Origin of the sequence: Pseudomonas sp. GD03858, from assembly GCF_029840925.1 — a bacterium.
In the GTDB taxonomy this organism is placed as follows: domain Bacteria; phylum Pseudomonadota; class Gammaproteobacteria; order Pseudomonadales; family Pseudomonadaceae; genus Aquipseudomonas.
Genome location: NZ_JAOCDM010000005.1, coordinates 61142 through 87141, shown reverse-complemented (window position 1 = coordinate 87141; position 26000 = coordinate 61142). Strand labels below are relative to the sequence as shown.

Here is a 26000-nt window from a genome sequence, read left to right as displayed (position 1 = left end):
AGGCAACACATGATCGGCGCTCGCAATGGTTTTTCTGCCGAAAACGAAAAAGCCCGCCGAAAACGGCGGGCTTCTCGTAGCAGCGGATCCGCTGCGAATATGGTGGGTCGTGTAGGATTCGAACCTACGACCAATTGGTTAAAAGCCAACTGCTCTACCAACTGAGCTAACGACCCGTTGGATGGCGCGTATATTACTGATTTCCCAGAGGAAATCAACACCCCATCAGAAAAAAATCAAAAATACCGGGTCGGATCCTCTACACCGGCCGCCTTGAAGCCATCGGCCCGCAGGCGGCAGCTGTCGCATTTGCCACAGGCACGGCCATCGTCATCGGCCTGATAGCAGGAGACGGTCAGGCTGTAGTCCACGCCACGGGCAATACCCGCCTGGACGATCTGCGCCTTGCTCAGGTTCTGCAATGGCGCCTGGATGCGGAAGCCCTGCCCTTCCACGCCGGCCTTGGTGGCCAGGTTGGCCATGCGTTCGAAGGCTTCGACGAACTCCGGGCGGCAGTCCGGATAGCCGGAATAATCCACGGCGTTGACACCGATGAAGATGTCACGGGCCTCGAGCACTTCCGCCCAGCCCAGGGCCAGCGACAGGAACACGGTGTTGCGGGCCGGCACGTAGGTGACCGGAATGCCCTCGCTCGGCGCCTCGGGCACATCGATGCTGCTGTCGGTCAGGGCCGAACCGCCGATACCATCGAGGTTCAGGCCGATCACCTTGTGCTCGACCACGCCCAGGTCGCGAGCCACCCGCGCCGCGGCGTTGAGCTCGGCACGATGGCGCTGGCCGTAGTCGAAGCTCATGGTGTAGCACTGGTAGCCATCGGCCTTGGCCATCGCGACCACGGTGGCCGAGTCCAGACCACCGGACAGCAGGATTACCGCACGTTTCTCATTCATGTCTTGTCCTCTCAGCGTCCAGGTTCGTCGTTCCACAGCAGCTTGTGCAGCTGCAGCTGGAAACGCACGGGCAGGTTGTCGGCAACGATCCAGTCGGCCAGGTCACTGGCATTGACCTGGTGGTGGCTGGGCGAGAACAGCACCTCGCCGGCACGCTCTGCCAGGTTGTACTGGATCAGTTTGGAAACCGCCCAGTCGTAGTCCTCGCGGGAACAGATGACGAACTTGACCTGGTCGTTGCCGGTCAGCAGCTCGATGTTCTCGTAGCGGTTGCGGTGCGATTCCTCGGAGCCGGGCGTCTTGAGGTCGACCACGCGACTGACTCGGGTGTCGGTTGCGCTGATATCGAGGGCGCCACTGGTTTCCAGCGACACTTCATAACCGGCATCGCACAGGCGCCGCAGCAAGGGCAGCGCATTGGGCTGAGCCAGCGGCTCGCCACCGGTCACGCAGACGTAGCGCGGCTTGAAGCCGGCGACCTGCTCGAGGATCGAATCGAGGGTGCGAATAGTACCGCCACTGAAGGCATAGGCACTGTCGCAATACTGGCAGCGCAGGGGGCAACCGGTCAGGCGCACGAATACCGTGGGCAGCCCGGCCGTTCGCGTTTCACCCTGCAACGAGTAAAACACTTCGGTGATACGTAATGTGTCTTGCATGATCGCCACGGGCGTGACAGCTGAACAGGCTATCCGCCTCCGTCAGGCACTGTCGCGGACTCGACATGGCGTTATCCGCAACAGCGTGTTTACGAAAAAAGGGCAGAGATTCTAACGAAAAAACCCGCGTCAGGCGCGGGTTTCTTTCAAACGCTGCTGCTTACAGCTTCTGCAGGTCGCGTTGCGCCAGTTGCGCGGCGGAGGTGCCGGGGTACTGGGTGATGACCTGCTGCAGGATGCCCTTGACCTTGTCGGTGTGGCCCATGCGGCGCTCGACATCAGCCAGCTTGTAGAGCGAATCTGGCACCTTGCTGTGCTGCGGGTACAGCTGGCTGACCTTGGCGAAGGCCTGGCTCGCGCCCTGCAGGTCGCCCTTGGCGAGGTTGACCTCGCCGAGCCAGTACTGGGCATTGCCGGCGTACTGACTGTTGGGGTACTTGCGCAGGAAGGCGTTGAAAGCCTGGCTGGCCTTGTCGAAGTCTTTTTGCTTGATCAGGTCGAAAGCGGCGTCGTAATACAGCTTCTCTTTCGCCGGATCACCCGGCTCGCTGCTGGCGGCCGGTGGCTGCGCGGCGCTGACGCCGGCGGCGGCACCCGTGGCTGCGCTGTTCGCGCCACCGGTGGAGGAATTGTCGGGAGTCGCGGCAGGCGCGGCACCGCTGCTGATGCGGCGGTCGAGATCCTGGTAGCGCTCGAGGTTTTCCTGCTTCATGCGCGACACATCGTTCTGCAGCTCTTCGATGATGCCTTGCTGGCGGGAAATCTGGTCCTGCATCTGCTGCAGCTGCATGAACAGCTGGCCGTTTGCAGAAGCAGGGGCCGAAGCCCCTGCTCCGGCATAGGCGCCGCTCGTGCCATAACCCGCGGGTGGATAACCACCGGCGTTGTCATCTACTACGGGAACCGCAGCCCACGCCGAGAGGGGCAGGCTGAGTGCGAGGACGGTTACAGCACGACGGCACATACGCATAAGAACTTACTTACGCAGTTCTACGCGACGGTTCTGAGCCCAGGACTGCTCGTCGTTGCCGGTGGCAACTGGACGCTCTTCGCCGTAGGAAACCAGTTCCAGCTGAGCAGGGGAAACGCCCTGCAGAACCAGGTAGCGCTGAACGGCCTTGGCACGGCGCTCACCCAGAGCCATGTTGTACTCGCGGGTGCCGCGCTCGTCGGTGTTGCCTTCCAGAACAACGCGGTTGCCGTTGGCTTTCAGGTCCTTGGCGTGAACGTCCAGGGCGCGCATGGCTTCTGGCTTCAGATCCGAGCTGTCGTATTCGAAGTAGAAGGTGGTGATTGCGCGCAGGGCGGCTTCTTCGCTCAGGGAGCCGTCGACAGCGCCAGTGTTGGCACCGTAGCCAGCGTTCGGGTCGACAGCGCCTTCACCAGCGTTGTCACCGCCCTTCGAGGAGCAACCTACAGCTACGGCCATGGCCAGAGCCAGCGCAGCGAATTTACCAAACTTCAGCATTTCCATCGTGAAACTCCTAATGAAACCCCAGTGTGTTAAGCAAAAATATTACGCCGCAATCAGTTCAGGTAAGGGGACCAGGACGGTTCTCTGACTTCGCCTTGAGCGGTAGGAAGTGGGAGCCTCACACGGCCGTTAAGCGACACGAGCATCAAGACTCCCCGGCCCTGCTGGCGGGTGGCGTAGATTAGCATGGTGCCGTTTGGCGCAACAGTGGGAGACTCATCAAGACTGGTCTCGGAGAGAATCTTTACACTTCCGCGTTGCAGGTCCTGGGCGGCCACCTTGAAGTTGGTGAAACCCTGTTGGCGATGGATCATCACCAGGGTCTTCTCGTCCGCCGACAGTTTCGGGTTGGCGTTGTAGTTGCCCACGAACGTCACGCGCTCGGCGCCACCGCCACCGACCGACTGTTTATAGATCTGCGGCTTGCCGCCACGGTCGGAGGTGAAGTACAGGGTGTTGCCATCCTTGCCCCAGAACGGCTCGGTATTGATGCCCGGGCCTGCGGTGACACGGCTGATCTGGCGCGACGCCACGTTCATCACATAGATGTCCGGGTTGCCGTCTTTCGACAGCACGAACGCCAGGCGGGTACCGTCGGGCGACCAGGCCGGCGCGCCGTTCAGGCCCTCGAAGTTGGTGATCTGCTCGCGGCGACCGGTATCGATGTGCTGGACGAAGATGCGTGGGCGCTTCTGCTCGAACGAGACATAGGCGATACGCTTGCCATCCGGCGCGAAGCGTGGCGACAGGATCGGCTCGCGCGACTGCAACAGGGTCACTGCGCGAGCACCGTCGTAGTCCGAACGCTGCAGGGTGTAGCGGGTGTTGTTGGTCGAGAAGCGCTCGGCGGTCACGTAGAGCATGCGAGTGGAGAACGCGCCCTTGATGCCGGTGAGCTTCTCGAACGACTGGTCGGCGATGTAGTGCGCCATGTCGCGCAGCTGGTCGACGCCGCCCGCGACGCTACCGGTCAGTACCTGCTGCTCGGTGGCGACGTTGAACAGCGCGTACTGCACCTGCAGGCGACCACCGGCCGGCACGATGCTGCCAACCATGACGTACTGGGCGCCGAGGGCTTTCCAGTCGCGGAAGATCACTTCGCTGGCCTGGCTCGGCTGGCTGATCATGTTCTGCCGCGGGATTGGCGCGTAGTAACCGGAGTTGCGCAGGTCGTTGCCGATGATGTCGGCCATGTCTTCCGGCAGCACGCTGCCACCCTGCACGCCGAACGGCACTACCGCGATGGGGGTTGCCCGGTCGCTGCCGCTGGTGACCAGGATGTTCTTTTCCTCGGCCATGGCCATGCCTGCCACGCAGCAGAGCAAGACCAGGAGTCCTCTCAGACGTTTAATCACAACGCTAGATCCTCAGGTGTAAATGTCATCTTGAATGAACGATACGGATTGAAATCGCTCGGCTTCAAGCCCTGCATCTCGGTCAACCGACCAATGTTCTTCACCGCGGCCACGGCCGAGCTGTCGAACGGACCGTCGCCGCTGGACTTGGCCACACTCACGTTGGTGATGGTGCCGTCCGGCAGCATGTTGATCTGCAGAACTACCGTCATGCCCTTGCGCGCAGATGGCGGACGCGCCCAACCTTCGGCCGCGCGCATGCGGATCAGGTCGTCGAAGTCGCCGGCCACCTGGTCACCCTGCTCGTCGGCCAGCGCCTGCTGCCGCTCGGTGGTGTCGGACAACAGCTCGGCGAGCGCCTGGGCCTTCTTGTCTTCCGCCGCCTTGCGGGCCGCTTCCTGTGCCTTTTTCTTCTGGGCGTCTGCCGCGGCCTTTTTCTTGGCCTCTTCAGCTGCCTTCTTCTTCGCGTCCTCGGCCGCCGCTTTCTTCTTGGCGTCCTCGGCCGCTTTTTTCTTCGCGTCTTCGGCGGCTTTCTTCTTCGCCTCTTCCGCGGCGGCTTTCTTGGCTTCTTCCTCAGCCTTCTTCTTGGCCTCTTCCTCGGCCTTCTTCTTGGCGATGTCGGCCTGCTGCTTTTCAGCGGCCTTCTTCGCTTCCTCGGCTTTCTTGGCCTCGGCGGCCTTCTTCTGCTCGGCGGCTTCGGCTTTCTTCGCCTCGGCGGCCTCGCGCGCCTCCTCGGCCTTTTGAGCGGCGTCGGCTTTCTTTTGTTCCGCAGCCTTCACGGCCTCCTGCTCGACCTTCTTCTGCTCCAGTTGCTCGACTTCGGTCTGGCGCGAAGCGGTCTTCTTCGCTTCCCCGGCAATCTTCTGATTGGTCTGGGTGGTCGCCTGACTCTTGGACTTGAGCTGATAGAGCGTGGCCTGGACGATGGGCTTGGAGGGCGGCAGCTCGGGCGTCATGGCAAAGCTGACGAACAGCATGGCGAACACCAGCACATGCAGGCCGATGGCCCAGACACTGGGCCAGAAATAGCTTTCCGAGGCGGATGGCTCTCGCTGTTGCATCAGGGCGCCTCGGTAATCAGGCCAACGTTTCCGACACCAGCCTTCTGCAACCCGCCCATGGCGCCCATGACCGCTCCATAGTCGACGGCCTTGTCGCCACGGATGAAGACCTGGGTCTGCTTGCCCTGGTCACGACCGGCGGCGATGATCTTGGTCACTGCACTGGTCATTTCCGGCAGGGTCATGGCCTTGTCCATCTGCTTGTCGGTGTCGACTTCGCTGCCAAGGTTCCAGTAGTAGGTCTTGTCGGCCTTGATCGAGATGGTCAGGATCTGAACGTTGTTGTCCTGCGGCAGGGCTTCGCTGGAAACCTTGGGCAGGTCCACCTTCACACCCTGGTTGAGCATGGGGGCGGTCACCATGAAGATGACCAGCAGCACCAGCATCACGTCGATGTAGGGCACCACGTTCATCTCGGCGACCGGCTTGCGTTTGTGGCGAACTCGGGCCATGGGTTTCTACCTGATCACTCTTCGCTGGTGTGTACTTTGCGGTGCAGGATCGCCTGGAACTCGTCGGCGAAGGTGTAGTAGCGGCCAATCAGCACTTCACTGCGCGCGGAGAAACGGTTGTAGGCGATAACGGCCGGGATCGCGGCGAACAGACCGATCGCGGTGGCGATCAGGGCTTCGGCGATACCCGGTGCCACGGTGGCCAGGGTGGCCTGCTGGGCGCTGGCCAGGCCGCGGAAGGAGTTCATGATCCCCCAGACGGTACCGAACAGACCGATGTACGGGCTGGTGGAACCGACGGTGGCCAGGAACGGCAGGCTCTGCTCGAGCTTCTCTTCCTCGCGGGAGATGGCGACGCGCATGGCGCGGCCAACACCTTCCATGACTGCGTCCGGGTCGACGCCCGGCTGCTGGCGCAGACGCGAAAACTCCTTGAAGCCGGCACGAAAGACCTGCTCGACACCCGAGTCCGGATCCGGATTGCTGCCGGCCTGGCGGTACAGCTTGGACAGGTCGATACCCGACCAGAAGCGCTCTTCGAAAGCGTCCAGTGCACGACGACCGGCGCGCAGCATGTTGCTGCGCTGGAAGATCATGATCCAAGAGGTCACCGAGGCTGCCACGAGGGTCAGCATCACCAGCTGAACCACGACACTGGCATTGGCGACCAGGCTCCACATGGAGGTATGGTCGACGACGTTTGCTTCCACGCTTATTCTCCTGCGTTCGATTGAGTACCCGTGCCGTCCGCCAGAAAGGCGTCGCGCAGCTCTGGGGGAATGGCCCGGGGTTTGAAAGTGTCGGCGCGCACGGCGGCCACCAGGAACTGCCCTTCGCAGAGCAGCACTTCATCCTTTGCTCGCCACACCTGCTGCACGAAGCGCAGGCTGGCGCGATTCAATTCAAGCACCTGCGCGGTCACCCGCAGCTCGTCGTCCAGGCGGGCCGGCGCGTGGTAGCGCGCCTCGCTGGAATGAACCACGAACAGCAGGTTGTCCTGCGCCAGCTGGGCCTGGGAGAATCCCAGGTGACGCAGCCGCTCGGTGCGTGCGCGCTCCATGAATTTGAGGTAGTTGACGTAATACACCACGCCGCCCGCGTCGGTATCCTCGTAATAGACGCGACAGCGGTGTGCGAACGGTTCCAGCCCATTTTGCGCGCGCATACTCTAGTGCTTACTCCTGTACTTGCCAATCCGCCCCGGCAACTGTTTTTGCATCGATAATGTCGTATTGCCAGCGAGTCGATGGCGTGCCAGCGGTAGGACCACGAAAATACCGATTCGATCTGTCATTCGTCGTCCTGCGCGGCATATTCCCCGCCTTCACAGAAGCGCCCGGGGATGTTCAGGCCGAAATGCAGGTAGGCATGCCGGGTGACCACGCGACCACGCGGGGTGCGCATGATGTAGCCCTGCTGGATCAGATAGGGCTCGAGCACGTCCTCGATGGTGTGACGCTCCTCGCCGATCGCCGCGGCAATGTTGTCGAGCCCCACCGGACCGCCGTCGAACTTCTCGATCATGGTCAGCAGCAGACGCCGGTCGGAGTGATCGAAGCCACGTTCGTCGACATCCAGCAGGTTGAGCGCCATGTCCGCGACCGCCTTGGTGATCTCGCCCTTGCCGCGCACTTCGGCATAGTCACGCACCCGGCGCAGCAGGCGATTGGCGATGCGTGGCGTGCCCCGTGCCCGGCGGGCGATCTCGAAGGCACCCTTGTCATCCATCGGCAGCCCGAGAATACCGGCCGAACGGCTGACGATGGTGGCCAGGTCCTTGTTGCTGTAGAACTCCAGGCGCTGGACGATGCCGAAACGATCGCGCAGTGGGTTGGTCAGCATGCCGGCACGGGTGGTGGCGCCGACCAGGGTGAACGGCGGCAGGTCGAGCTTGATCGAGCGCGCGGCCGGACCCTCGCCGATCATGATGTCCAGCTGGAAGTCCTCCATCGCCGGATACAGCACCTCTTCGACCACCGGCGACAGGCGATGGATCTCGTCGATGAACAGCACATCATGGGGCTCGAGGTTGGTCAGCATCGCCGCCAGGTCGCCCGGACGCTCGAGGATCGGGCCCGAGGTGCTCTTGACCGATACGCCCATTTCCTGGGCGATGATGTTGGCCAGGGTGGTCTTGCCCAGGCCGGGCGGCCCGAAGATCAGGGTGTGGTCGAGGGACTCGTTGCGGCCACGCGCGGCCTGGATGAACAGCGCCATCTGCTCGCGCACCACGGGCTGGCCGATGTATTCGTCCAGGCGCAGCGGACGGATCGCGCGGTCCTGGACCTCTTCACGGTCACGCCCGGAGGCGGCGATCAGGCGGTCGGTCTCGATCACTTGGCAATCATCCCTTTGAGGCTGCGACGGATCAGTTCCTCACTGCTCAGGCCCGCCTTGTCCTTGATCGCGGCGATCGCCTTGCTCGCTTCCTGTGGCTTGTAGCCCAGGGAGACCAGGGCACTGACCGCATCGGCCTCGGCCGAGGACTCACTGGCCACCGGCAGCGGGCCGTCGGAGACCAGGGTGAACATCGCCGGCGAGGTTTCCCAGGCCTTGAAGCGGTCCTTGAGTTCGACCAGCAGGCGTTCGGCGGTTTTCTTGCCGACACCGGGCACGCGCACCAGCACCGAGGCGTCCTGGGCCTGCACGCAGCGCACCAGTTCGTCCACTTCCAGGCCGGACATCAGCGCCAGCGCCAGCTTCGGCCCCACGCCGTTCAGCCGGATCAGCTCGCGGAACAGCTCACGCTCGCGCTTTTCCGCAAAACCATATAGCAGGTGAGCGTCTTCGCGCACCACCAGGTGGGTGTGCACGGTCACTGGCTCGCCGACCTTGGGCAGGCGATACAGGGTGGTCATCGGTACTTCAAGCTCATAGCCCACGCCGTTGACGTCGATAACAAGGTGCGGCGGCTGTTTTTCCGCCAGGGTGCCGCGCAAACGTCCAATCACGTTCCGATCCTTCCTCTCGGGCGCCGGTCGAAAACCGGACCACCCTATCAGCAAATGCGCCAGGTGAGCGCGCCACCTGGACAAAATATGTATCAGCGCATGAAGCGCTTACAGACGCAAGCGCCCGCCGCGGCGCCGGGCCGTCGCCAGCCCATGGGGTACGAGGCTGGAGCGGGTATGGGCATGGCACAGGGCGATGGCCAGGGCATCCGAGGCATCGACTTGCGGTTTCTGGGTCAACTTGAGCAGATGCATCACCATCAGCATCACCTGCTCCTTGTTGGCGCCACCGGTACCGGCTACGGCCTGCTTGACCTGGCTGGCACTGTATTCGGCGATCTCCAGCCCCGCTTCGGCGGCGGCGACGATCGCCGCGCCCCGGGCCTGCCCCAGCTTGAGCGCCGAATCGGCATTGCGCGCCATGAACACGCGCTCGATGCCCATGGTCACCGGCTCGTGCTGGCGAATGATCTCGCTCACCCCGCGAAAGACGATCTGCAGACGCTCGTGCAGCTCGCCGCCGCCGGTGCGGATGCAGCCCGAGGCCACGTACTCGCAGCCACGGGCGGTCTGCCGGACCACGCCGAAGCCGGTGATGCGCGAGCCGGGGTCGATACCAAGAATCAGGGTCATAGCGTGTGTAGTCAGTCGTGAATGCGTAAGGTTTTGCTGGACGCAATCGCGGGGCAAGCCCGCTCCCACCCCAGCATTTGCCGGCCTCGTGGGAGCGGGCTTGCCCCGCGATTGCACCAGTACAGGCGCACGGGTAGCCGAAAGCTTATCAGCCCAGCGTTTCCATGATCTCATCCGAGATCTGCGCATTGGAGTAGACGTTCTGCACGTCGTCCAGGTCCTCGAGCATGTCGATCAGCTTGAGCACCTTCTCCGCGCCGTCCTTGTCCAGTTCGGCGCTGGTGGTCGGCTGCATCACGATCTCGGCGTCCGTGGCCTTGAAGCCGGCCTCTTGGAGCGCATTGCGCACGGCGTAGAAGCTGTTGAACGAGGTGAACACCTCGAAGGAGCCGTCGTCGTTGGCCACCACATCGTCGGCGTCGGCCTCCATCGCGGCTTCCATCAGCGCATCCTCGTCGACCTTCAGTTCAGCGGCGAAGCTGATCTGCCCCTTGCGCTCGAACAGGTAGGCCACCGAGCCGTCGGTGCCGAGGTTGCCGCCGCACTTGGTGAAGGCATGGCGCACGGCGGCGGCGGTACGGTTGCGGTTGTCGGTCATGGCCTCGACCATGATCGCCACGCCACCGGGGCCGTAGCCCTCGTAGCTCAGCTCTTCGACGTTGTCGCTTTCGTTGGTGCCGGCACCACGGGCCACGGCGCGATCGATGATGTCGCGACTCATGTTGGCACCCAGGGCCTTGTCCAGCGCCAGGCGCAGGCGCGGGTTGGAAGCAGGGTCAGGGCCGCCCTGCTTGGCCGCGACGGTCAGTTCGCGGATCCACTTGGTGAAGACCTTGCCTCTCTTGGCATCCTGGCGCTCTTTGCGGTGCTTGATGTTCGCCCACTTGGAATGACCAGCCATAACGACTCCGAATCCTTGAAACAGAAACAGGTTCCGCCCCGAAGGGCGGAACGTGAAGAATCCTGCGCCTCAAGCGCGGGGGCACCCCGTTACCGGGGCGCCCCGGTCGATCACTCGACCTTGGTCTGCTCGCGCAGGCGGATGTGCAGCTCACGCAGGGCCTTGGCGTCGACCATGCCCGGGGCCTGGGTCATGACGCACGCGGCGCTCTGGGTTTTCGGGAAGGCGATCACTTCACGAATCGACTGGGCGCCGGTCATCAGCATGACCAGGCGGTCCAGGCCGAAGGCCAGGCCACCGTGAGGCGGTGCGCCGAACTTCAGGGCGTCGAGCAGGAAGCCGAATTTCTCTTCCTGTTCCGCCGCTTCGATGCCCAGCAGGCGGAAGACCGCTTGCTGCATCTCTTTGCGGTGGATACGGATCGAACCGCCACCCAGCTCGGTGCCGTTCAGGACCATGTCGTAGGCACGCGACAGCGCGGTGGCCGGGTTGGCCTCCAGCTCTTCGGGGGTGCACTTCGGCGCGGTGAACGGGTGGTGCAGCGCGGTGAAGCTGCCGTCTTCGTTCTCTTCGAACATCGGGAAGTCGACGACCCACATCGGCGCCCACTGGCAGGTCAGCAGCTCGAAGTCGTGACCCAGGCGGATACGCAGCGCGCCCAGGGCCTCGCTAACGATCTTGAACTTGTCGGCACCGAAGAACACGATGTCGCCATCGACTGCGCCTACGCGGTCGAGGATGTTGTTGAGGTTGGCCTCGGGGATGTTCTTGACGATCGGCGACTGCAGACCCTCGACACCCTTGGCGCGCTCGTTGACCTTGATGTAGGCCAGGCCCTTGGCACCGTAGATGCCGACGAACTTGGTGTACTCGTCGATCTTGCTGCGCGGCATGCTGGCGCCGCCCGGCAGGCGCAGGGCGGTGACGCGGCACTTCGGATCGTTGGCCGGGCCGGCGAAGACCTTGAAGTCGACATCCTTCAGCTGATCGGCGACGTCGACCAGTTCCAGCGGGATACGCAGGTCCGGCTTGTCGGAACCGTAGCGGCGCATGGCTTCTTCGAAGGTCATGTGCGGGAACTCACCGAACTCCAGGTCCAGCACTTCCTTGAACAGCTTGCGGATCATGCTTTCGGTCAGGCCCATGATCTCGGACTCGTCGAGGAAGCTGGTCTCGATGTCGATCTGGGTGAATTCCGGCTGGCGGTCGGCGCGCAGGTCTTCGTCGCGGAAGCACTTGGCGATCTGGTAGTAGCGGTCGAAGCCGGCGACCATCAGCAGTTGCTTGAACAGCTGCGGCGACTGCGGCAGGGCGAAGAAGCTGCCGGCGTGGGTACGGCTCGGGACCAGGTAGTCACGTGCGCCTTCCGGCGTGGCGCGGGTCAGGATCGGCGTTTCGACGTCGAGGAAGCCGTTCTCGTCGAGGAAGCGACGGATGCTGCTGGTGATGCGCGACCGCAGGCGCAGCTTGTCGGCCATCTCTGGGCGACGCAGGTCGATGAAGCGGTAGCGCAGGCGGGTTTCCTCGCCGACGTCGGAGTATTCGTTCAGCGGGAACGGCGGGGTTTCCGCTTCGTTGAGCACGTTCAGCTGGTAGCCGAGGATCTCGATGGCGCCGGACGCCATGTTGGCGTTCACCGCGCCGTCAGGGCGCTTGCGCACCTTGCCGGTGATCTGCACGACGTATTCGCTGCGCACGCGGTCGGCGGCGGCGAAGGTCTCGGCGCGATCCGGGTCGAACACGACCTGGGCCATGCCTTCACGGTCACGGATGTCGAGGAAGATCACCCCGCCGTGGTCGCGACGACGATGGACCCAGCCGCAAAGGGTGACTTCCTGGCCGTCCAGGGACTCGTTCAGTTGGCCGCAATAGTGGCTGCGCATCATGATCGTGGTTTCTTCTCGTGATTCGTGTATTCGGTGGAGGTCTTGGCCGCCCAAGGGGCTAATACTGCAAGACCTGGTCGGTGCAATTCAACTCAGTCGGCCTTGTCGCCGCCTGCCAGATTCTTTTTCGCCCCGGTCTTGAAGTCGGTCTCGTACCAGCCGTTGCCGCTCAGGCGAAAGCCGGGGACCGACAGCAGCTTCTTCAATGAAGGCGCCTGGCACACCGGGCAATCGCTCAGCGGCGCGGCGCTGATCTTCTGCAACACCTCCATCCGGTGATCGCAGGATGCACATTGATAGTCGTAAAGGGGCATGGGTGTTTCTCGTCAACCACATCGCACGCTGCCCAGGGCAGCAAAGAGCGGGATTATATATGGTTAAGCAGAGCAGCGCAGCCCGCTGGGCGGTCAATGCGCCTCCGGCATGTCCTGCAGCCAGTTCACGCAGATGACCCGGACAAGCCCGCTGAAATTCCTCACACCACCATGGCGCAAGTGCACCTCACGATCCACGTAGGACAGCACGGCGCTCACCGAGCAGTGATTGGCCTCGGCGATACGCTCCAGGATCCGCCAGTACACCGCTTCCAGGCGCAGGCAGGTAGCGAAGCCGTTGAGCCGCACGGAACGCGAGACAGGCCCGGCCTGATTCATGTCGAAATCATGCCTGAAGGGGTCCAGGCGGGGCCTGCCCGCCCCCTGCCGCGCACCGCCATTGATACCCTGCACCATATGCGTCATCGCTTCGCTCCATCGTCACGAACTCCCTCCACTCGCTACTGCGAGTGGAATCAATGACGCCAATGAAGCCGCGAAACGGTTTTGCCTGGCAGCGGCAAGACCTTCCCCGCAAAACGACCGGACCCTGTCTCGGGCCCGGCCTGGCAGCCTGCACGACGATCAGGCGGCAATCATCACTCTTCGAGCAGGACGCGCAGCATCCAGGCGGTTTTCTCATGCACCTGCATGCGCTGGGTGAGCAAGTCGGCCGTCGGCTCATCACTGACCTTGTCCACCACCGGGAAGATGCTGCGTGCCGTACGCACCACCGCCTGCTGGCCCTCGACCAACTGGCGGATCATTTCATCGGCAGGCGGCACCCCCTCCTCTTCCTTGATCGAAGAGTGGCGGGCATAGAAGGAATAGGCCCCCGGCGCTGGAAAACCCAGTGCGCGAATGCGCTCGGCAATGGAGTCGACCGCCAGGGCCAGTTCGTTGTATTGCTCCTCGAACATCAGGTGCAGGGTTCGAAACGACGGACCCTTGACGTTCCAATGAAAGCTATGGGTCTTCAGATACAGCACATAGGTATCCGACAACAGTCGGGACAGCCCATCGGCGATGGACTTGCGATCTTCTTCACTGATACCGATATCGATTGCCATGAAGTTCCCCTTTCCATAAGGCTTGATAACCAAGCGGGCAGGACAACTGTAACAAGAGTCGCTGCGCGGCGCCCATGACACGAGGCCATCGCCGCGACCATCTGGAGCGTGCCGTTTGAGAAGCCCCCGCCTTTGCTGTTAAATAGGCAGCGTGCCACCCGTGCGGATTGTCAGTGCCGGGTGCATAGGCTGGCCCGTCACGTTTTCGCGCTTACACCTCATGCGCACCGTGCGACCAGCTCATCCTGTGATCGGCCTTATCAACGTGAGCCAAACCTAATGTTCAAGATCGTCCATCTGGTGACGGGCGTGGCGGCTTTGCTGCTATCGCTCATACCCAGCCTGAAAACTGACGCAACACCTTTCCTCCAACAACCAGAAGCGGTCTACCTGGCGCTGCTCGGCCTGCTGAACCTGGTGCTGGCCCCTGTCCTGCCGCATTACTACAAGGGCATGCGCCAGCAACTGCAACGCGCCAGCAGCATCCTGCTGGTGGTGGCCGTGATCCTGCAAACCCTCGCCCTGCTGGCCCGTCCGGAGCTGGGCAACCTGCCAGCACTGGCCTGCGCCACGCTGGCCTGCGCCCTGCACCTGGTCGCCGGCTTCGCCCGCGGCACGCGAAAGGCCCGGAGCAGCCAGGGCGCCCCGCAGGATGGCGGCAAGCGCGATACCGGCACGGTGAAGTGGTTCAACACGTCCAAGGGCTTCGGCTTCATCTCCCGCGACTCCGGTGACGATATCTTCGTTCACTTTCGCGCCATCCGCGGCGAGGGCCATCGCGTCCTGGTCGAGGGGCAACGCGTGGAGTTCTCGGTAATGCACCGCGACAAAGGCCTGCAGGCCGAAGACGTGGTGGCGGTTTCGCGCCGCTGACCACCCCGCCTCCGCCGCGCTCAATAATGAGGCGGCGGTGGCTCCTCCCCCCCGCCAGCGTATTGGCCGACCATCTCTTCGTGACGCTTGATCAGCTCGGCCATCTGCAACTGCAGCCGTTCGATAACTCGATGCTGCTCGACCACCACATCGTTGAGCGCCTGGATAGTGTCATCCTGGAAAGCCTGACGGGTTTCCAGCTCGGTGATACGCGACTCCATTTCCTGCGACACGTTCAGACCTCCTTGAAGCTATCGCCAAGCAATGCACGCATCCGCTGGCGGACACCGTCCACCTGCTCTTGCGTATAGCCGATAGCCGGCACCTTGCCCCAAACAGGTGCAGGCCAGGCCGCATCGCCATGGCGGCGCACGATCACATGCATGTGCAGTTGGCTGACCACGTTGCCCAGGGTCGCGACGTTCATCTTGTCGGCGGCGAAGGCATCTTTCAGAGCTTCGGCCAACGCCGTCGTCTCCTCCCACAGCTGGCGCTGGTCCACCTCGTCGAGCTCGAACAGTTCGCTGACGTCAGCACGGCGCGGCACCAGAATGAACCAGGGATAGTTGGCGTCCTTGCTCAGCAGCAGACGGCACAGCGGCAGATCGCCAAGCACCAGGGAATCCTGTTGCAGGCGCGAATCGAGGGTGAACACGGCAAACCTCCTTGACAGCAAACAGCCCGCCCACGCGGGCGGAAACACGGATGTGCAGGATACCCCGCTTCCTCCAGCGCCACACGCATCAAACAGCAAAACAGGCGCCGGACGACAGTTGAAGCACATGAGCGACGGGCCTGTCGCCCCGCTTCGGTAACACTCCGCTACTTTTCGCACCATAATGATGCCGCCGCCAACACCGCCACCACACTTGCGTCACATAAAACAGCCAGGATCAACAGTTGCCGGTAACACCTTGACTTGGAAGGCAGCTTGACCTGGCGTCAGTGCCGTCACCGCGTCACTCACCAGAAAGCGGGAGACACCCCGTGTTTACGGAGGTTTTCTCCATCGAGGTCGGTGAAATGTGAAAATTTCATCAAGCGTTCGCGATTTTGAGCACGCTTGTTGCATTCTCCATACGCCAAGTCGGCACGCCCCCTGCATTGCAAGGTGAGCGCGACAAATAACAACAGCGGCATCGGTTAACCAGGGAGTTTCACAAGCCGTACTTTGTATTTATACATTCATGACGGTTTCGAGACAGCGCTGGTGTTGTGCGCCCTATATAAACGGGCGTGATTTGCGACATGGAAATAACCAACAGCGACATGGCCGTAAAGTTACCGAAAGGTCGTTTCCGCCCATATCGCCAAGAATAGTCTGCGTGATATACATTTTCGCCGACATAACAAGAAAGAGCTGCCCCTATAACTAAAACATCCGGGTGCAGCGGTACTCTTCCTAAAAACCAAAGGAGCAAATCACGATGCGCGTGATGAAGTGGAGCATGATCGCCCTGGCCGTCGCGGCAGGGACTTCGCAGATGGCCATTGCCTCTTCGCAGGATGAATCCAAGGGTTTCATCGAAGACAGCAAGCTCAACGTCAAGACCCGGATGCTGTATTTCAGCCGTGACTTCCGCAACAACGATCGCGACGAGGAAGGCAACCGCCAGAGCCGTCGCGAGGAAACCGGCCTGGGCTTCCTCGGCACCTACGAATCCGGCTTCACCCAGGGCACCGTGGGCGTCGGCGTCGACGCCATCGGCATGCTCGGCCTGAAACTCGACAGCGGCAAGGGCCGCGCCGGCACCGGCCTGTTCCCCACCGGTTCGGACGGTCGCTCCCAGGATGACTACTCCAAGGGTGGCGCCGCCGCCAAGTTCCGCATCTCCGATACCGTGCTGAAAGTCGGGGACCAGTTCACCGCACTGCCAGTGTTCGCCACCGACGATAGCCGTCTGCTGCCGGAAATTGCCCAGGGCGCCTTGCTGACCAGCAACGAGATCAAAGGCCTGACCGTTCACGCCGGTCGCTTCACCAGCCTCACAGCCCAGGAAGAGACCAATCGCGACAGCTTCCGCCTGAAGGAAGCCGACGTGTTCGGTGGCACTTACGCCTTCACCGACAGCCTGTCCACCAGCCTTTACTACTCCAAGGTCGAAGACTACTGGCGCAAATACTACGCCAACGTCAACTGGGCGGTGCCGATCTCGGACAAGCAAGGCTTGGTGTTCGACTTCAACATCTATGACACCAAGAGCGATGGCCGTGGCCTGGTGCGCGCCGACAAGGACGACACCACCAAGCTCGACAACCGCGCGTTCAGCCTGTCCGGTGCCTACAACATTGGCGCCCACACCTTCACCCTGGCCTTCCAGCGCGTGACCGGCGACGGCCAGTACGGCTACGGCGTCGATGGTGGCGGTACCGTGTTCCTCGCCAACTCCATCGCCCGCTCCGACTTCAACGCCGAAGACGAGAAATCCTGGCAGGCTCGCTACGACCTGAACTTCGCCGAATATGGCATCCCGGGCCTGACCTTCATGACCCGCTATGCCCACGGTACCGGTGCCAACACCGACGTGACCAACAACGGCAAGGAATGGGAACGCGATATCGACATCAAGTACGTGCTCCAGGAAGGCCCGGCCAAGGACCTGAGCCTGCGCGTGCGCCAGGCGACCTACCGATCCTCGGACAACGTCTACGGCTCGCCGTCGCTGGACGAACTGCGCCTGATCGTCGAGTACCCGCTGAGTATCCTGTAAGACTGCGCCGGCCTTGCCACGCAAATGAACGAGCCCGGCACACGCCGGGCTTTTTCTTGGCTGACAGAATCGCCCGCGTGCTGCATTCTGTACGCTTTCGTCTCGCCCCCGTACAATGCGGGGTCATTTCACTTTCAGGCAATCGACACGGCTCACCATGCGCACCAGTCAATACTTGCTCGCCACCCAGAAAGAAACCCCGGCCGATGCAGTGGTCATCAGCCACCAGCTCATGCTGCGCGCCGGCATGATCCGCAAACTGGCCTCCGGCCTGTACACCTGGCTGCCGATGGGCCTGCGGGTGATGCGCAAGGTCGAGGCGGTGGTCCGCGAGGAAATGAACGCCGCCGGGGCGCTCGAAGTATTGATGCCGAGCATCCAGCCCGCCGAACTGTGGCAGGAATCCGGTCGCTGGGAGCAGTACGGCCCTGAGCTGCTGCGCCTGAAGGATCGCCACCAGCGCGATTTCTGCGTCGGCCCGACCCACGAGGAAGTGATCACCGACCTGGCCCGCAACGAGCTGTCGAGCTACAAGCAGCTGCCGCTGAACATGTACCAGATCCAGACCAAGTTCCGTGACGAGATCCGTCCGCGCTTCGGCCTGATGCGTGGCCGCGAGTTCATCATGAAGGACGCCTACTCCTTCCATGCCGACCAGGCTTCCCTGCAGGAAACCTACGACCGCATGCACCTGGCATACTCCAATATCTTCACCCGCCTGGGCCTGGACTTCCGCCCGGTGCAGGCCGATACCGGCTCCATCGGTGGCAGTTACTCGCACGAATTCCATGTGCTCGCCTCTTCCGGCGAGGACGACGTGATCTTCAGCGATACCTCCGACTACGCCGCCAACATCGAGAAAGCCGAAGCCATCCCGCGTGAAACCGTGCGCCCGGCTCCTACCGAAGAATTGCGCCTGGTCGACACGCCAAACGCCAAGACCATCGCCGACCTGGTGGAGAACTTCGGCCTGGCGATCGAGAAGACCGTCAAGACCCTGATCGTCCACGGTGCCGAGGAAGGCAAGCTGGTCGCCCTGGTCATCCGTGGCGACCACGAGCTCAACGAAATCAAGGCCGCCAAGCTGGAGCAGGTCGCCGACCCGCTGGTGATGGCTTCCGACGCCGAACTGCGCGCCGCCATCGGTGCCGGTGCAGGCTCCCTCGGCCCGCTGAACCTGCCGCTGGAATGCGTCATCGACCGCTCGGTCACCCTGATGAGCGACTTCGGCATCGGCGCCAACATCGACGACAAGCACTATTTCGGCGTGAACTGGGAGCGCGACCTGCCGGTTCCACAAGTCGCCGACCTGCGCAACGTGGTCGAAGGCGATCCGAGCCCGGACGGCCAGGGCACCCTGGTGATCAAGCGCGGCATCGAGGTTGGGCATATCTTCCAGCTCGGCACCAAGTACAGCGAGGCGCTCAAGTGCCAGGTACTGGGCGAGAACGGCAAGCCTGTCGTACTGTCGATGGGCTGCTACGGCATCGGCGTGTCCCGCGTGGTCGCCGCCGCCATCGAGCAGAACCATGACGACAAGGGCATCATCTGGAACGACGCCCTGGCGCCGTTCCAGATCGCCCTGGTGCCACTGCGCTACGAAACCGACGTGGTTCGCGAAGCGACCGACAAGCTGTACGCCGAACTGACCGCCGCAGGCTACGAAGTACTGCTGGACGACCGCGACAAGAAGACCAGCCCCGGCATCAAGTTCGCCGACATGGAGCTGATCGGCATTCCGCACCGCATCGTCGTCAGCGACCGCGGCCTGGCCGAAGGCAACCTGGAATACAAGCACCGCACCGAATCGGAGGCCCAGGCACTGCCGCTCGAGGACGTGCTGACCTTCCTGCAGGCCCGCATCCGCCGCTGATAACCCGTTACGCGAGTGATCATGTCCAAGCGAAGTACCTACACCCTGGGGGGCGCCGCACTGTGCGGCGCCCTGCTGCTCAGCGGCTGCGCCAACCAGATGTCCCAGCGTAGCGACCATGAGGAGCGCGTCGAGCGCAAGCTGCTCGAGCACAGTCTGCAGATCGATGTCGGCGAGCCCAAGGTGATGGAGCTTCCGCAACGGCGCGTGCGCATTCATGAACTCAAGCGCTTCGAAGTCACCGAGTTCGAAGTGACGCGCCGCTACGACCGCTACACCCCGTACCAACCCTGGCGGGAAATCTACGAGATCCCCCTGGGCACGGTGGCCGTGGTTGCCGGTGTCGGCGCCAACGTGGTCAATGTGTTCGCGCTGGGCAACCTGCCGGACAGCATGACCCACGACTGGCTCAGCTATGGCCTGGCCGGCGTCAACCCGTTCATGAACGTGCAGTCCAATGGCCGCGCGCAGCAGAACCTGGCCGGCATCGACGAGGTCGAGAAAGGCAAGCGCGAGGAGTCCATCAGCCTGCCGTGGAACGAGCGCCTGGTCGAGGTCAAGGCCGGCAAGATGACCCACGAGCTGACCACCGACAAGAACGGTGTGCTGCGGCTGAACCTGCTCGACAGCCCGTTCTCCGAGCAGAACCTCAATCATATCGGCACCCTGCACCTGCAGGTGGTCGACGAGGACAACCAGGTGCGTGGCGATGCCAGCCTGCTGGTCAGCGGCAACCTGCGCGGCAAGCTGCTCGAGGCCCACGAGCTGATCTTCGACGACCTCGAGGATGATGATGTCGGCCAGTGGGTGCACCGGGTCAAGCGCCTGTCGGAACTGGGCCTGGAAGAAGAAGCCAGTGAGCTGGAGCAGAGCCTGATCGAGCTGACCCGCAACGATCCGGAGCTGCAGCAGGAGTTCCTGCAAACCCTGACCAAGGCCACCGGGCGCCTGGTAGCCGATCCGGGCGTGCAGTAAATCGAAAAGGGGCTGCTTTGCAGCCCCTCTTCTATTTGTCTTCGAACAACTCCAACTGCTCATGCGCCCCGCGCAGATCGCGCAGCCTTACCCCAACGCCCAGCAACCGCACCGGCTTGCCACCCCGGGCAAACGCCTGGCTGAGCAACTGCCGATAACTTTCCAGATCCCTACCCGCCCCCGCCTGCTCCAGGGTGGTCTGGCTGAAATCATGGAACTTGACCTTTACGAAGGGCTTGTCGGGCCGATAGCTGCTGTCCATCCGCGTAATCCGCTCGTTCAGGCTGGCCAACAGCTCCGGCAGTTTTTCCAGGCAACTGTCCAGGTCAGGCAGGTCATGGTCGTAGGTGTTCTCGACGCTGACCGACTGCCGTCGACTGTCGCTTTGCACCGCCCGCTCATCTATCCCCCGCGCCAGCCCCCACAGCCGCTCGCCGAAACTGCCGAACTCGCGCACCAGCGCCAGCCGCGACCACTCGCGCAATGACAGGCAGGTATCGATCCCCAGCCGCGAGAGCTTGTCCGCCGTGACCTTGCCCACCCCATGCAGGCGTGCCACTGGCAACGCCGCGACGAACGCCTCCACCTGGTCCGGGGTGATGACGAAAAGGCCATTGGGCTTGCGCCAGTCGCTGGCGATCTTGGCCAGGAACTTGTTCGGCGCCACCCCCGCGGAAACGGTGATATGCAACTGCTGGGCAACCCGGCGGCGAATGTCCTCGGCAATACGCGTGGCGCTACCGGAAAACCACTGGCTGTCGGTGACATCCAGGTAGGCCTCGTCCAGCGACAGCGGCTCGATCAGCTCGGTGTAGTCACGGAAGATCCCGTGAATCTCTCGAGATGCCTCGCGGTAGGCCTCAAAGCGCGGCTTGACGATCTCCAGGTCCGGGCACAGTTTCAGCGCATGGCCCGACGCCATGGCCGAGCGCACACCATAGGCGCGGGCCTCGTAGTTGCAGGTGGCGATCACCCCACGCTTGCCCGGCTGTCCTCCGACCGCCATAGGGCGCCCGACCAGACGTGGATCGTCACGCATCTCGATGGCAGCGTAAAAACAGTCACAGTCGATATGGATAATCTTGCGCAGGGACATGGACGACAGCCAGTACTGTAAATTCATACAGATACTACTCCATGCCCCCGACAACGGGACACCCCGGGCACGATAATCGCCCTGCAACCCCCGTCGTACCTGAGCCGCGACACGATTACAGCCGCTAAGGGTTTGAACAAAAAAGGATTTTTTTGAATTATTGCTTGACACCCGGAAGTAATTCCGTAGAATTCGATCTCACAGGCGCGGGATGGAGCAGCCTGGTAGCTCGTCGGGCTCATAACCCGAAGGTCGTCGGTTCAAATCCGGCTCCCGCAACCAGATTCAAGAAGAGGCCACTGTTTCGACAGTGGCCTTTTTTATTGTCTAAAATTTGCTTCATGAAAAAAAAACGCGAGAAATCAAAGATTAACGCTTGACACCCAAGCGCATATCCGTAGAATGCGCACCACTGACGCGGGATGGAGCAGCCTGGTAGCTCGTCGGGCTCATAACCCGAAGGTCGTCGGTTCAAATCCGGCTCCCGCAACCATATTCGTCAGGACAGGCCCCGCTTATCGAAAGATAACGCGGGGCTTGTTGCATTCCGCCTCCGCGTTTTATCCCCCTCCGTTGCGCCTGATCACCAACAATACCTGCCGCCCGCTTCGCTGGTAATCGCATACAGCTTTCTCAAGCTGCCACAACGCCTGCGGGAACAACTGCCTTGTTCAGCTCCCACAGTTCATCGGGGCTTCGAACCGCTGCCACCCGAGCTGGATGAACTATCTTTAACTATCCTGAAACAGATAAACCACCCGGCCCGGAGTAATATCTGGACACGTTTTTCCAAAGGGATTTCCACTTGGCCGTAGCCCGCTCCTGCCTCGCGCTGATCGCACGAGGCACCCCATGACCGCCCCCACTCCCGAAACCCAGGCACCGCTGACCACGGCCTTGCCCGCGGCGGCACAACGCCTGCCCTGGCTGGAACGCCTGAGCAAATACCGCCAACCACTTGGCCTGGCCCTGACCCTGCTGCTGTTCGCCATGGGCCTGATCGCCTGCCGGCACCTGTTGAGCGAGCTGGACATCTACGCACTGCACGATGCCATGCTCAGCGTGCCGACCCAAGCATTGCTCGGCGCGCTGCTGGCCACCGTGGTCGGCTTCGTGATCCTGCTCGGCTACGAATGGTCGGCCAGTCGCTACGCCGCGGTTAAGCTCCCGCCACGCACCCTGGTGCTGGGCGGTTTCAGCGCGTTCGCCATCGGCAATGCCATCGGCCTGTCGATGCTGTCGGGCGGCTCGGTACGCTATCGCCTATATGCCCGCCAGGGGCTCGGGGCCGTGGAGGTGGCGCGAATGACCGTGTTCGCCAGCCTTTCGCTGGGATGCGCGCTGCCCCCATTGGCAGCAATCGCCACGCTGAGCGATCTGCCGGCGGCCGCAGCCGCGCTGCGCCTGCCCGCCCCACTGCTGGGCACGATCGCGGTGGCGGTATTGGTCGCGGCAGCGGCCCTGGTGCTTGGTCTCTACCGCCGGCGCCTGCCGGAACAACCGCTGGCCGACAACCTGTTCGTGCAGTTCGGTCGTCGTACCCTGCGCCTGCCGGGCGCCCGCCTGAGCGCACTGCAACTGCTGATCACCGCGCTGGATGTGGCCGCGGCCGCCACCGTGCTCTACCTGCTGTTGCCTGAAGCCCCGCCCTTCGGCGCCTTCGTGCTCGTCTATCTGCTGGCCCTGGCGGCTGGTGTGCTCAGCCACGTACCGGGCGGCGTAGGCGTGTTCGAAGCCATCTTGCTGGCCGCGTTCGCCAACCAGCTGGGGGCGGCGCCACTGGCCGCCGCGCTGCTGCTGTACCGCCTGATCTACGTGGTGCTGCCTCTGCTGGTGGCCTGCGTGCTGCTGCTGGCCAACGAGGCACGCCGGCTGCTGGTCGCCCAGCAGGCCATCCGCGCGGCCTCCGGCCTGGCGGCGCCGGTACTGGCGATCCTGGTGTTCCTGTCTGGCGTGGTGCTGCTGTTCTCAGGCGCCACCCCCGAGATTGACGGCCGTCTGGAGCACATGGGCTTTCTGATTCCCCACCGGCTGATCGATGCCTCGCACTTCGGCGCCAGCCTGATCGGCGTGCTGTGCCTGCTGCTTGCACAGGGCCTGCGTCGACGCCTGTCGGCTGCCTGGCTGCTGACCACCGTGTTGCTGCTGGTGGGCGCCGTGCTGTCGCTGCTCAAGGGCTTCGACTGGGAAGAAGCGACGCTGATGTGCTTCACCGCCGCCCTGCTCGCCTTGTTCCGTCGTTCGTTCTACCGCCCCAGCCGACTGCTCGAGCTGCCCTTCTCGCCGGTGTACCTGGCGGCTAGCGCCTGCGTGGTCGGTGCCTCGGTATGGCTGCTGCTGTTCGCCTACCAGGACGTTCCCTACACCCACAAGCTGTGGTGGCAATTCACCCTGGACGCCGACGCCCCGCGCGGCCTGCGCGCAGCGCTGGGCAGCGCCGTGCTGCTGGTGGTGGTTGCCCTGACCTGGCTGCTGCGCACCGCCCGCCCGGTGATCCACCTGCCCAACGAAGAAGAACTGCAGCGCGCCAACCAGATCCTGCTGGCCTCGGACCAGCCCGACGGCGGCCTGGCCCTGACCGGTGACAAGGCGCTGCTGTTCCACCCCAACAACAACGCCTTCCTGATGTACGCCCGTCGCGGTCGCAGCCTGGTGGCACTGTACGATCCGATCGGCCCGGCCCAGGAACGTGCCGAGATGATCTGGCAGTTCCGCGACCTGTGCGACCTGCATCATGCCCGCCCGGTGTTCTACCAGGTGCGCGCGGAGAACCTGCCGTTCTACATGGACATCGGCCTGACCGCGATCAAGCTGGGCGAAGAGGCCCGGGTCGACCTGCGTCAGTTCGACATCGAGGCCAAGGGCAAGGAGATGAAGGACCTGCGCTACACCTGGAACCGAGGCGGCCGCGACGGTCTGGCCCTGGAAATCCACGAGCCCGGTCACGCGCCCCTGGCCGAGCTCAAGGAAATTTCCGACGCCTGGCTCACCGGCAAGAACGTGCGCGAAAAAGGCTTCTCCCTCGGCCGCTTCAGCCCCGAGTACCTGCAGCACTTTCGTATCGCGCTGATTCGTTTCCAGGGTCGACCGGTGGCGTTTGCCAACCTGCTGGAGACCCACAGCAACGAACTGGCCAGCCTCGACCTGATGCGCGCCCACCCCGAGGCGCCGAAGCTGACCATGGAATTCATGATGATCGGCCTGATCCTTCACTATAAGAGCCACGACTATGGCCGCTTCAGCCTGGGCATGGTGCCCCTTTCCGGCCTGCAACCGCGCCGTGGTGCGCCCTTGACCCAACGCCTGGGCTCGATGGTGTTCCAGCGTGGCGAGCAGCTCTACAACTTCCAGGGCCTGCGGCGCTTCAAGGACAAGTTCCAACCGGGCTGGGAACCTCGCTACATGGCCGTGCCGGCCGGGCTCGACCCGCTGGTGGCACTGGCTGACACTGCCGCCCTGATCGCCGGCGGCCTGACTGGATTGGTGAAACGTTGATGATCCGACGCTATTGGCTGTACGTAATGATTCCCCTGTTGCTGGCCGCGCTGGCCGGTGGCAGCGCCTTCTGGCTGTGGACCCGCCCGGCCCCCGAAGCCCGCCTGGAGCATCTGACCCTGAGCGATGGCAGCAGCCTGACCCGCGCCACGCCCGGCGTGCATGCCAAGGCCCGGGTGGCCATTGGTGTGCCGCAGGACCAGGCCTTGTCCGACAAGCAGCTGCTCGACCTGAGCCAGGCCGGCGAGGCCCAGTTGGTGCAGGTCATCCTGCCGCCCGCCGATTGCGCCAAGCAGCAGGCGGCGCTGGACCAGGCCTTCACACAGCTGGCGGACAAACCGACCCTGGTCGCCGGCATCGGCCCAGGCGCCAGCCAGGCCTGGCGCTGGCTCGCCACCCAGAACGACGACAAGGCCCGCGCCATCTCCGTGGATTTTGCCCTCGAACAGCCGGGCTGCCAGGCCGCCTTGCCCAAGGCCGCCGCCCATGGCCACTGGAACGTCGCCTGGAACGACAACCCGGATGACGCCAGCGCCGCCTTCGTGCGCGACCAGGCCAACGCCGAGACCAGCATCGCCGACTACGATATCCATCTGCCCCAGGTGCTCAAGGCCCAGCTGACCCAGGCCCTGGTAGGCCAGGACGGCAACGCCCTGTCCATTCCCGTGGTGGAGGTGCCGGCCGGCCAGACCACAGACACCGTGACCCTGTTCCTGTCCGGCGATGGCGGCTGGCGTGACCTGGACCGCGATGTCGCCGGCGAAATGGCCAAGCTCGGCTACCCTGTGGTCGGCATCGATACCCTGCGCTACTACTGGCAGCACAAGACCCCGGAACAGAGCGCCGCCGACCTGTCCGAGCTGATGCAGCACTATCGTCAGAAATGGGGCACCAAGCGCTTCGTGCTGACCGGCTACTCGTTCGGCGCCGACGTGCTGCCCGCCATCTACAACCGCCTGCCCGCCGAAGACCAGAAACGTATCGATGCGGTGATCCTGCTGGCCTTCGCCCGCAGCGGCAGCTTCGAGATCGAGGTGGAGGGCTGGCTGGGCAAGGAAGGCCAGGAGGCGCCGACCGGTCCGGAAATGGCCAGGCTGCCGGCGGCGAAGGTGGTGTGCATCTACGGTGTGGAAGAGACCGACGAAAGCGGCTGCACCGACAAGACGGCTGTGGGCGAGCGCATGAAGCTGCCCGGCGGTCATCACTTCGACGAAAACTACCCGGCCCTGGCCAAGCGCCTGATCGGCGAGATCGAGACCCGCCAGGGAAAGGCCAACGTCGCTGAGAAATGATGTAAACCGATCACTGTG

Annotated in this window: 26 protein-coding genes and 3 tRNA genes; 8 read left to right on the top strand and 21 right to left on the bottom strand. The window is 63.1% G+C overall.

The window, feature by feature from the left end; all coding sequences use genetic code 11:
* Positions 1–100 precede the first annotated feature (100 nt).
* From N5D48_RS02975 to N5D48_RS02890, 18 genes are all read right to left on the bottom strand, one after another.
* Positions 101–176, bottom strand: a tRNA-Lys gene (locus N5D48_RS02975).
* Between the two features lie 60 nt (positions 177–236).
* A complete protein-coding gene (gene queC / locus N5D48_RS02970; RefSeq protein WP_279880851.1) occupies positions 237–911 on the bottom strand; it encodes a 7-cyano-7-deazaguanine synthase QueC in 675 nt (224 codons plus the stop codon).
* Positions 912–922: 11 nt separating this feature from the next.
* Positions 923–1570 (bottom strand): 7-carboxy-7-deazaguanine synthase QueE, encoded by a 648-nt coding sequence (gene queE / locus N5D48_RS02965; RefSeq protein ID WP_279880848.1) that lies wholly within the window; start codon positions 1568–1570, stop codon positions 923–925.
* Between the two features lie 160 nt (positions 1571–1730).
* A complete protein-coding gene (gene ybgF / locus N5D48_RS02960) occupies positions 1731–2540 on the bottom strand; it encodes a tol-pal system protein YbgF (RefSeq protein WP_279880846.1) in 810 nt (269 codons plus the stop codon).
* Between the two features lie 6 nt (positions 2541–2546).
* Entirely contained in the window at positions 2547–3044 is a 498-nt protein-coding gene (gene pal / locus N5D48_RS02955) for a peptidoglycan-associated lipoprotein Pal (RefSeq protein WP_023381906.1), read from the bottom strand.
* Between the two features lie 53 nt (positions 3045–3097).
* Entirely contained in the window at positions 3098–4348 is a 1251-nt protein-coding gene (tolB, locus tag N5D48_RS02950; protein WP_279880882.1) for a Tol-Pal system beta propeller repeat protein TolB, read from the bottom strand.
* Positions 4349–4395: 47 nt separating this feature from the next.
* Entirely contained in the window at positions 4396–5460 is a 1065-nt protein-coding gene (gene tolA, locus N5D48_RS02945; RefSeq protein ID WP_279880844.1) for a cell envelope integrity protein TolA, read from the bottom strand.
* The gene (gene tolR, locus N5D48_RS02940) at positions 5460–5912 is read right to left on the bottom strand and encodes a protein TolR (RefSeq protein ID WP_012315816.1); all 453 of its coding nucleotides are present in this window, start codon (positions 5910–5912) and stop codon (positions 5460–5462) included. The genes tolA and tolR overlap by 1 nt, the downstream gene beginning before the upstream one ends.
* Positions 5913–5926: 14 nt before the next feature.
* Positions 5927–6622, bottom strand: coding sequence for a protein TolQ (tolQ, locus tag N5D48_RS02935; RefSeq protein WP_279880840.1), 696 nt, complete (start codon positions 6620–6622; stop codon positions 5927–5929).
* A 2-nt stretch (positions 6623–6624) separates the two neighbouring features.
* Positions 6625–7077 (bottom strand): tol-pal system-associated acyl-CoA thioesterase, encoded by a 453-nt coding sequence (ybgC, locus tag N5D48_RS02930; protein WP_023628696.1) that lies wholly within the window; start codon positions 7075–7077, stop codon positions 6625–6627.
* A gap of 125 nt (positions 7078–7202) precedes the next feature.
* Positions 7203–8249 (bottom strand): Holliday junction branch migration DNA helicase RuvB, encoded by a 1047-nt coding sequence (gene ruvB, locus N5D48_RS02925; protein WP_240063769.1) that lies wholly within the window; start codon positions 8247–8249, stop codon positions 7203–7205.
* Entirely contained in the window at positions 8246–8863 is a 618-nt protein-coding gene (gene ruvA / locus N5D48_RS02920; protein ID WP_279880838.1) for a Holliday junction branch migration protein RuvA, read from the bottom strand. The genes ruvB and ruvA overlap by 4 nt, the downstream gene beginning before the upstream one ends.
* A 108-nt stretch (positions 8864–8971) precedes the next feature.
* Positions 8972–9496: a crossover junction endodeoxyribonuclease RuvC gene (gene ruvC, locus N5D48_RS02915; RefSeq protein ID WP_279880836.1), complete on the bottom strand. Its 525-nt coding sequence runs from the start codon at positions 9494–9496 to the stop codon at positions 8972–8974.
* A 148-nt stretch (positions 9497–9644) separates the two neighbouring features.
* Positions 9645–10397, bottom strand: coding sequence for a YebC/PmpR family DNA-binding transcriptional regulator (locus N5D48_RS02910; protein ID WP_279880834.1), 753 nt, complete (start codon positions 10395–10397; stop codon positions 9645–9647).
* 110 nt (positions 10398–10507) lie between these two features.
* Positions 10508–12283 carry an aspartate--tRNA ligase gene (aspS, locus tag N5D48_RS02905; protein ID WP_279880832.1) on the bottom strand — a complete coding sequence of 592 codons (1776 nt, stop codon included), beginning with the start codon at positions 12281–12283 and terminating at the stop codon, positions 10508–10510.
* A 92-nt stretch (positions 12284–12375) separates the two neighbouring features.
* On the bottom strand, positions 12376–12597 hold the full coding sequence (locus tag N5D48_RS02900) for a zinc ribbon domain-containing protein (RefSeq protein WP_279880829.1): 222 nt from the start codon (positions 12595–12597) through the stop codon (positions 12376–12378).
* Between the two features lie 93 nt (positions 12598–12690).
* Complete coding sequence (locus N5D48_RS02895) at positions 12691–13014, bottom strand: ribbon-helix-helix domain-containing protein (protein ID WP_279880880.1); 324 nt, start codon at positions 13012–13014, stop codon at positions 12691–12693.
* 182 nt (positions 13015–13196) lie between these two features.
* On the bottom strand, positions 13197–13667 hold the full coding sequence (locus N5D48_RS02890) for a DNA starvation/stationary phase protection protein (RefSeq protein ID WP_279880827.1): 471 nt from the start codon (positions 13665–13667) through the stop codon (positions 13197–13199).
* Positions 13668–13946: 279 nt separating this feature from the next.
* Here N5D48_RS02890 and N5D48_RS02885 point away from each other — a divergent pair, with 279 nt between their 5' ends.
* Positions 13947–14540: a cold shock domain-containing protein gene (locus tag N5D48_RS02885; RefSeq protein ID WP_279880825.1), complete on the top strand. Its 594-nt coding sequence runs from the start codon at positions 13947–13949 to the stop codon at positions 14538–14540.
* Between the two features lie 20 nt (positions 14541–14560).
* On the opposite strand, the gene N5D48_RS02880 is transcribed toward N5D48_RS02885, so the two are convergent.
* Positions 14561–14761, bottom strand: a complete 201-nt coding sequence (locus tag N5D48_RS02880; protein ID WP_279880877.1) for a SlyX family protein — start codon at positions 14759–14761, stop codon at positions 14561–14563.
* A gap of 14 nt (positions 14762–14775) precedes the next feature.
* The gene (locus N5D48_RS02875; RefSeq protein WP_279880823.1) at positions 14776–15195 is read right to left on the bottom strand and encodes an HIT domain-containing protein; all 420 of its coding nucleotides are present in this window, start codon (positions 15193–15195) and stop codon (positions 14776–14778) included.
* A 772-nt stretch (positions 15196–15967) separates the two neighbouring features.
* Between N5D48_RS02875 and N5D48_RS02870 the strand changes: the two genes are divergently transcribed.
* From N5D48_RS02870 to N5D48_RS02860, 3 genes are all read left to right on the top strand, one after another.
* Entirely contained in the window at positions 15968–17251 is a 1284-nt protein-coding gene (locus N5D48_RS02870; protein WP_279880821.1) for an OprD family porin, read from the top strand.
* Between the two features lie 157 nt (positions 17252–17408).
* Positions 17409–19124, top strand: a complete 1716-nt coding sequence (locus tag N5D48_RS02865; protein WP_279880820.1) for a proline--tRNA ligase — start codon at positions 17409–17411, stop codon at positions 19122–19124.
* 21 nt (positions 19125–19145) lie between these two features.
* A complete protein-coding gene (locus N5D48_RS02860) occupies positions 19146–20099 on the top strand; it encodes a hypothetical protein (protein ID WP_279880818.1) in 954 nt (317 codons plus the stop codon).
* A 31-nt stretch (positions 20100–20130) separates the two neighbouring features.
* Here N5D48_RS02860 and dinB read toward each other — a convergent pair whose 3' ends face one another.
* Positions 20131–21189, bottom strand: a complete 1059-nt coding sequence (dinB, locus tag N5D48_RS02855; protein WP_279880875.1) for a DNA polymerase IV — start codon at positions 21187–21189, stop codon at positions 20131–20133.
* Positions 21190–21400: 211 nt separating this feature from the next.
* On the opposite strand from dinB, the gene N5D48_RS02850 reads away from it, so the two are divergent.
* The 4 genes from N5D48_RS02850 (at position 21401) to N5D48_RS02835 (ending at position 25982) form a co-directional block, all read left to right on the top strand.
* Positions 21401–21477, top strand: a tRNA-Met gene (locus N5D48_RS02850).
* 134 nt (positions 21478–21611) lie between these two features.
* A tRNA-Met gene (locus tag N5D48_RS02845) sits at positions 21612–21688 on the top strand.
* Positions 21689–22047: 359 nt separating this feature from the next.
* Positions 22048–24690, top strand: coding sequence for a bifunctional lysylphosphatidylglycerol flippase/synthetase MprF (mprF, locus tag N5D48_RS02840; protein ID WP_279880816.1), 2643 nt, complete (start codon positions 22048–22050; stop codon positions 24688–24690).
* Complete coding sequence (locus tag N5D48_RS02835) at positions 24690–25982, top strand: AcvB/VirJ family lysyl-phosphatidylglycerol hydrolase (protein WP_279880814.1); 1293 nt, start codon at positions 24690–24692, stop codon at positions 25980–25982. The genes mprF and N5D48_RS02835 overlap by 1 nt, the downstream gene beginning before the upstream one ends.
* Positions 25983–26000 lie beyond the last annotated feature (18 nt).

Bases quoted from the DNA above. Each gene is read 5' to 3' on its own strand.
- queC (WP_279880851.1), bottom strand. From the start codon at position 911: ATGAATGAGAAACGTGCGGTAATCCTGCTGTCCGGTGGTCTGGACTCG.
- queE (WP_279880848.1), bottom strand. From the start codon at position 1,570: ATGCAAGACACATTACGTATCACCGAAGTGTTTTACTCGTTGCAGGGT.
- ybgF (WP_279880846.1), bottom strand. From the start codon at position 2,540: ATGCGTATGTGCCGTCGTGCTGTAACCGTCCTCGCACTCAGCCTGCCC.
- pal (WP_023381906.1), bottom strand. From the start codon at position 3,044: ATGGAAATGCTGAAGTTTGGTAAATTCGCTGCGCTGGCTCTGGCCATG.
- tolB (WP_279880882.1), bottom strand. From the start codon at position 4,348: ATGGCCATGGCCGAGGAAAAGAACATCCTGGTCACCAGCGGCAGCGAC.
- tolA (WP_279880844.1), bottom strand. From the start codon at position 5,460: ATGCAACAGCGAGAGCCATCCGCCTCGGAAAGCTATTTCTGGCCCAGT.
- tolR (WP_012315816.1), bottom strand. From the start codon at position 5,912: ATGGCCCGAGTTCGCCACAAACGCAAGCCGGTCGCCGAGATGAACGTG.
- ybgC (WP_023628696.1), bottom strand. From the start codon at position 7,077: ATGCGCGCGCAAAATGGGCTGGAACCGTTCGCACACCGCTGTCGCGTC.
- ruvC (WP_279880836.1), bottom strand. From the start codon at position 9,496: ATGACCCTGATTCTTGGTATCGACCCCGGCTCGCGCATCACCGGCTTC.
- N5D48_RS02910 (WP_279880834.1), bottom strand. From the start codon at position 10,397: ATGGCTGGTCATTCCAAGTGGGCGAACATCAAGCACCGCAAAGAGCGC.
- aspS (WP_279880832.1), bottom strand. From the start codon at position 12,283: ATGATGCGCAGCCACTATTGCGGCCAACTGAACGAGTCCCTGGACGGC.
- N5D48_RS02900 (WP_279880829.1), bottom strand. From the start codon at position 12,597: ATGCCCCTTTACGACTATCAATGTGCATCCTGCGATCACCGGATGGAG.
- N5D48_RS02895 (WP_279880880.1), bottom strand. From the start codon at position 13,014: ATGGTGCAGGGTATCAATGGCGGTGCGCGGCAGGGGGCGGGCAGGCCC.
- N5D48_RS02890 (WP_279880827.1), bottom strand. From the start codon at position 13,667: ATGGCAATCGATATCGGTATCAGTGAAGAAGATCGCAAGTCCATCGCC.
- N5D48_RS02885 (WP_279880825.1), top strand. From the start codon at position 13,947: ATGTTCAAGATCGTCCATCTGGTGACGGGCGTGGCGGCTTTGCTGCTA.
- N5D48_RS02880 (WP_279880877.1), bottom strand. From the start codon at position 14,761: ATGGAGTCGCGTATCACCGAGCTGGAAACCCGTCAGGCTTTCCAGGAT.
- N5D48_RS02870 (WP_279880821.1), top strand. From the start codon at position 15,968: ATGCGCGTGATGAAGTGGAGCATGATCGCCCTGGCCGTCGCGGCAGGG.
- N5D48_RS02865 (WP_279880820.1), top strand. From the start codon at position 17,409: ATGCGCACCAGTCAATACTTGCTCGCCACCCAGAAAGAAACCCCGGCC.
- N5D48_RS02860 (WP_279880818.1), top strand. From the start codon at position 19,146: ATGTCCAAGCGAAGTACCTACACCCTGGGGGGCGCCGCACTGTGCGGC.
- mprF (WP_279880816.1), top strand. From the start codon at position 22,048: ATGACCGCCCCCACTCCCGAAACCCAGGCACCGCTGACCACGGCCTTG.
- N5D48_RS02835 (WP_279880814.1), top strand. From the start codon at position 24,690: ATGATCCGACGCTATTGGCTGTACGTAATGATTCCCCTGTTGCTGGCC.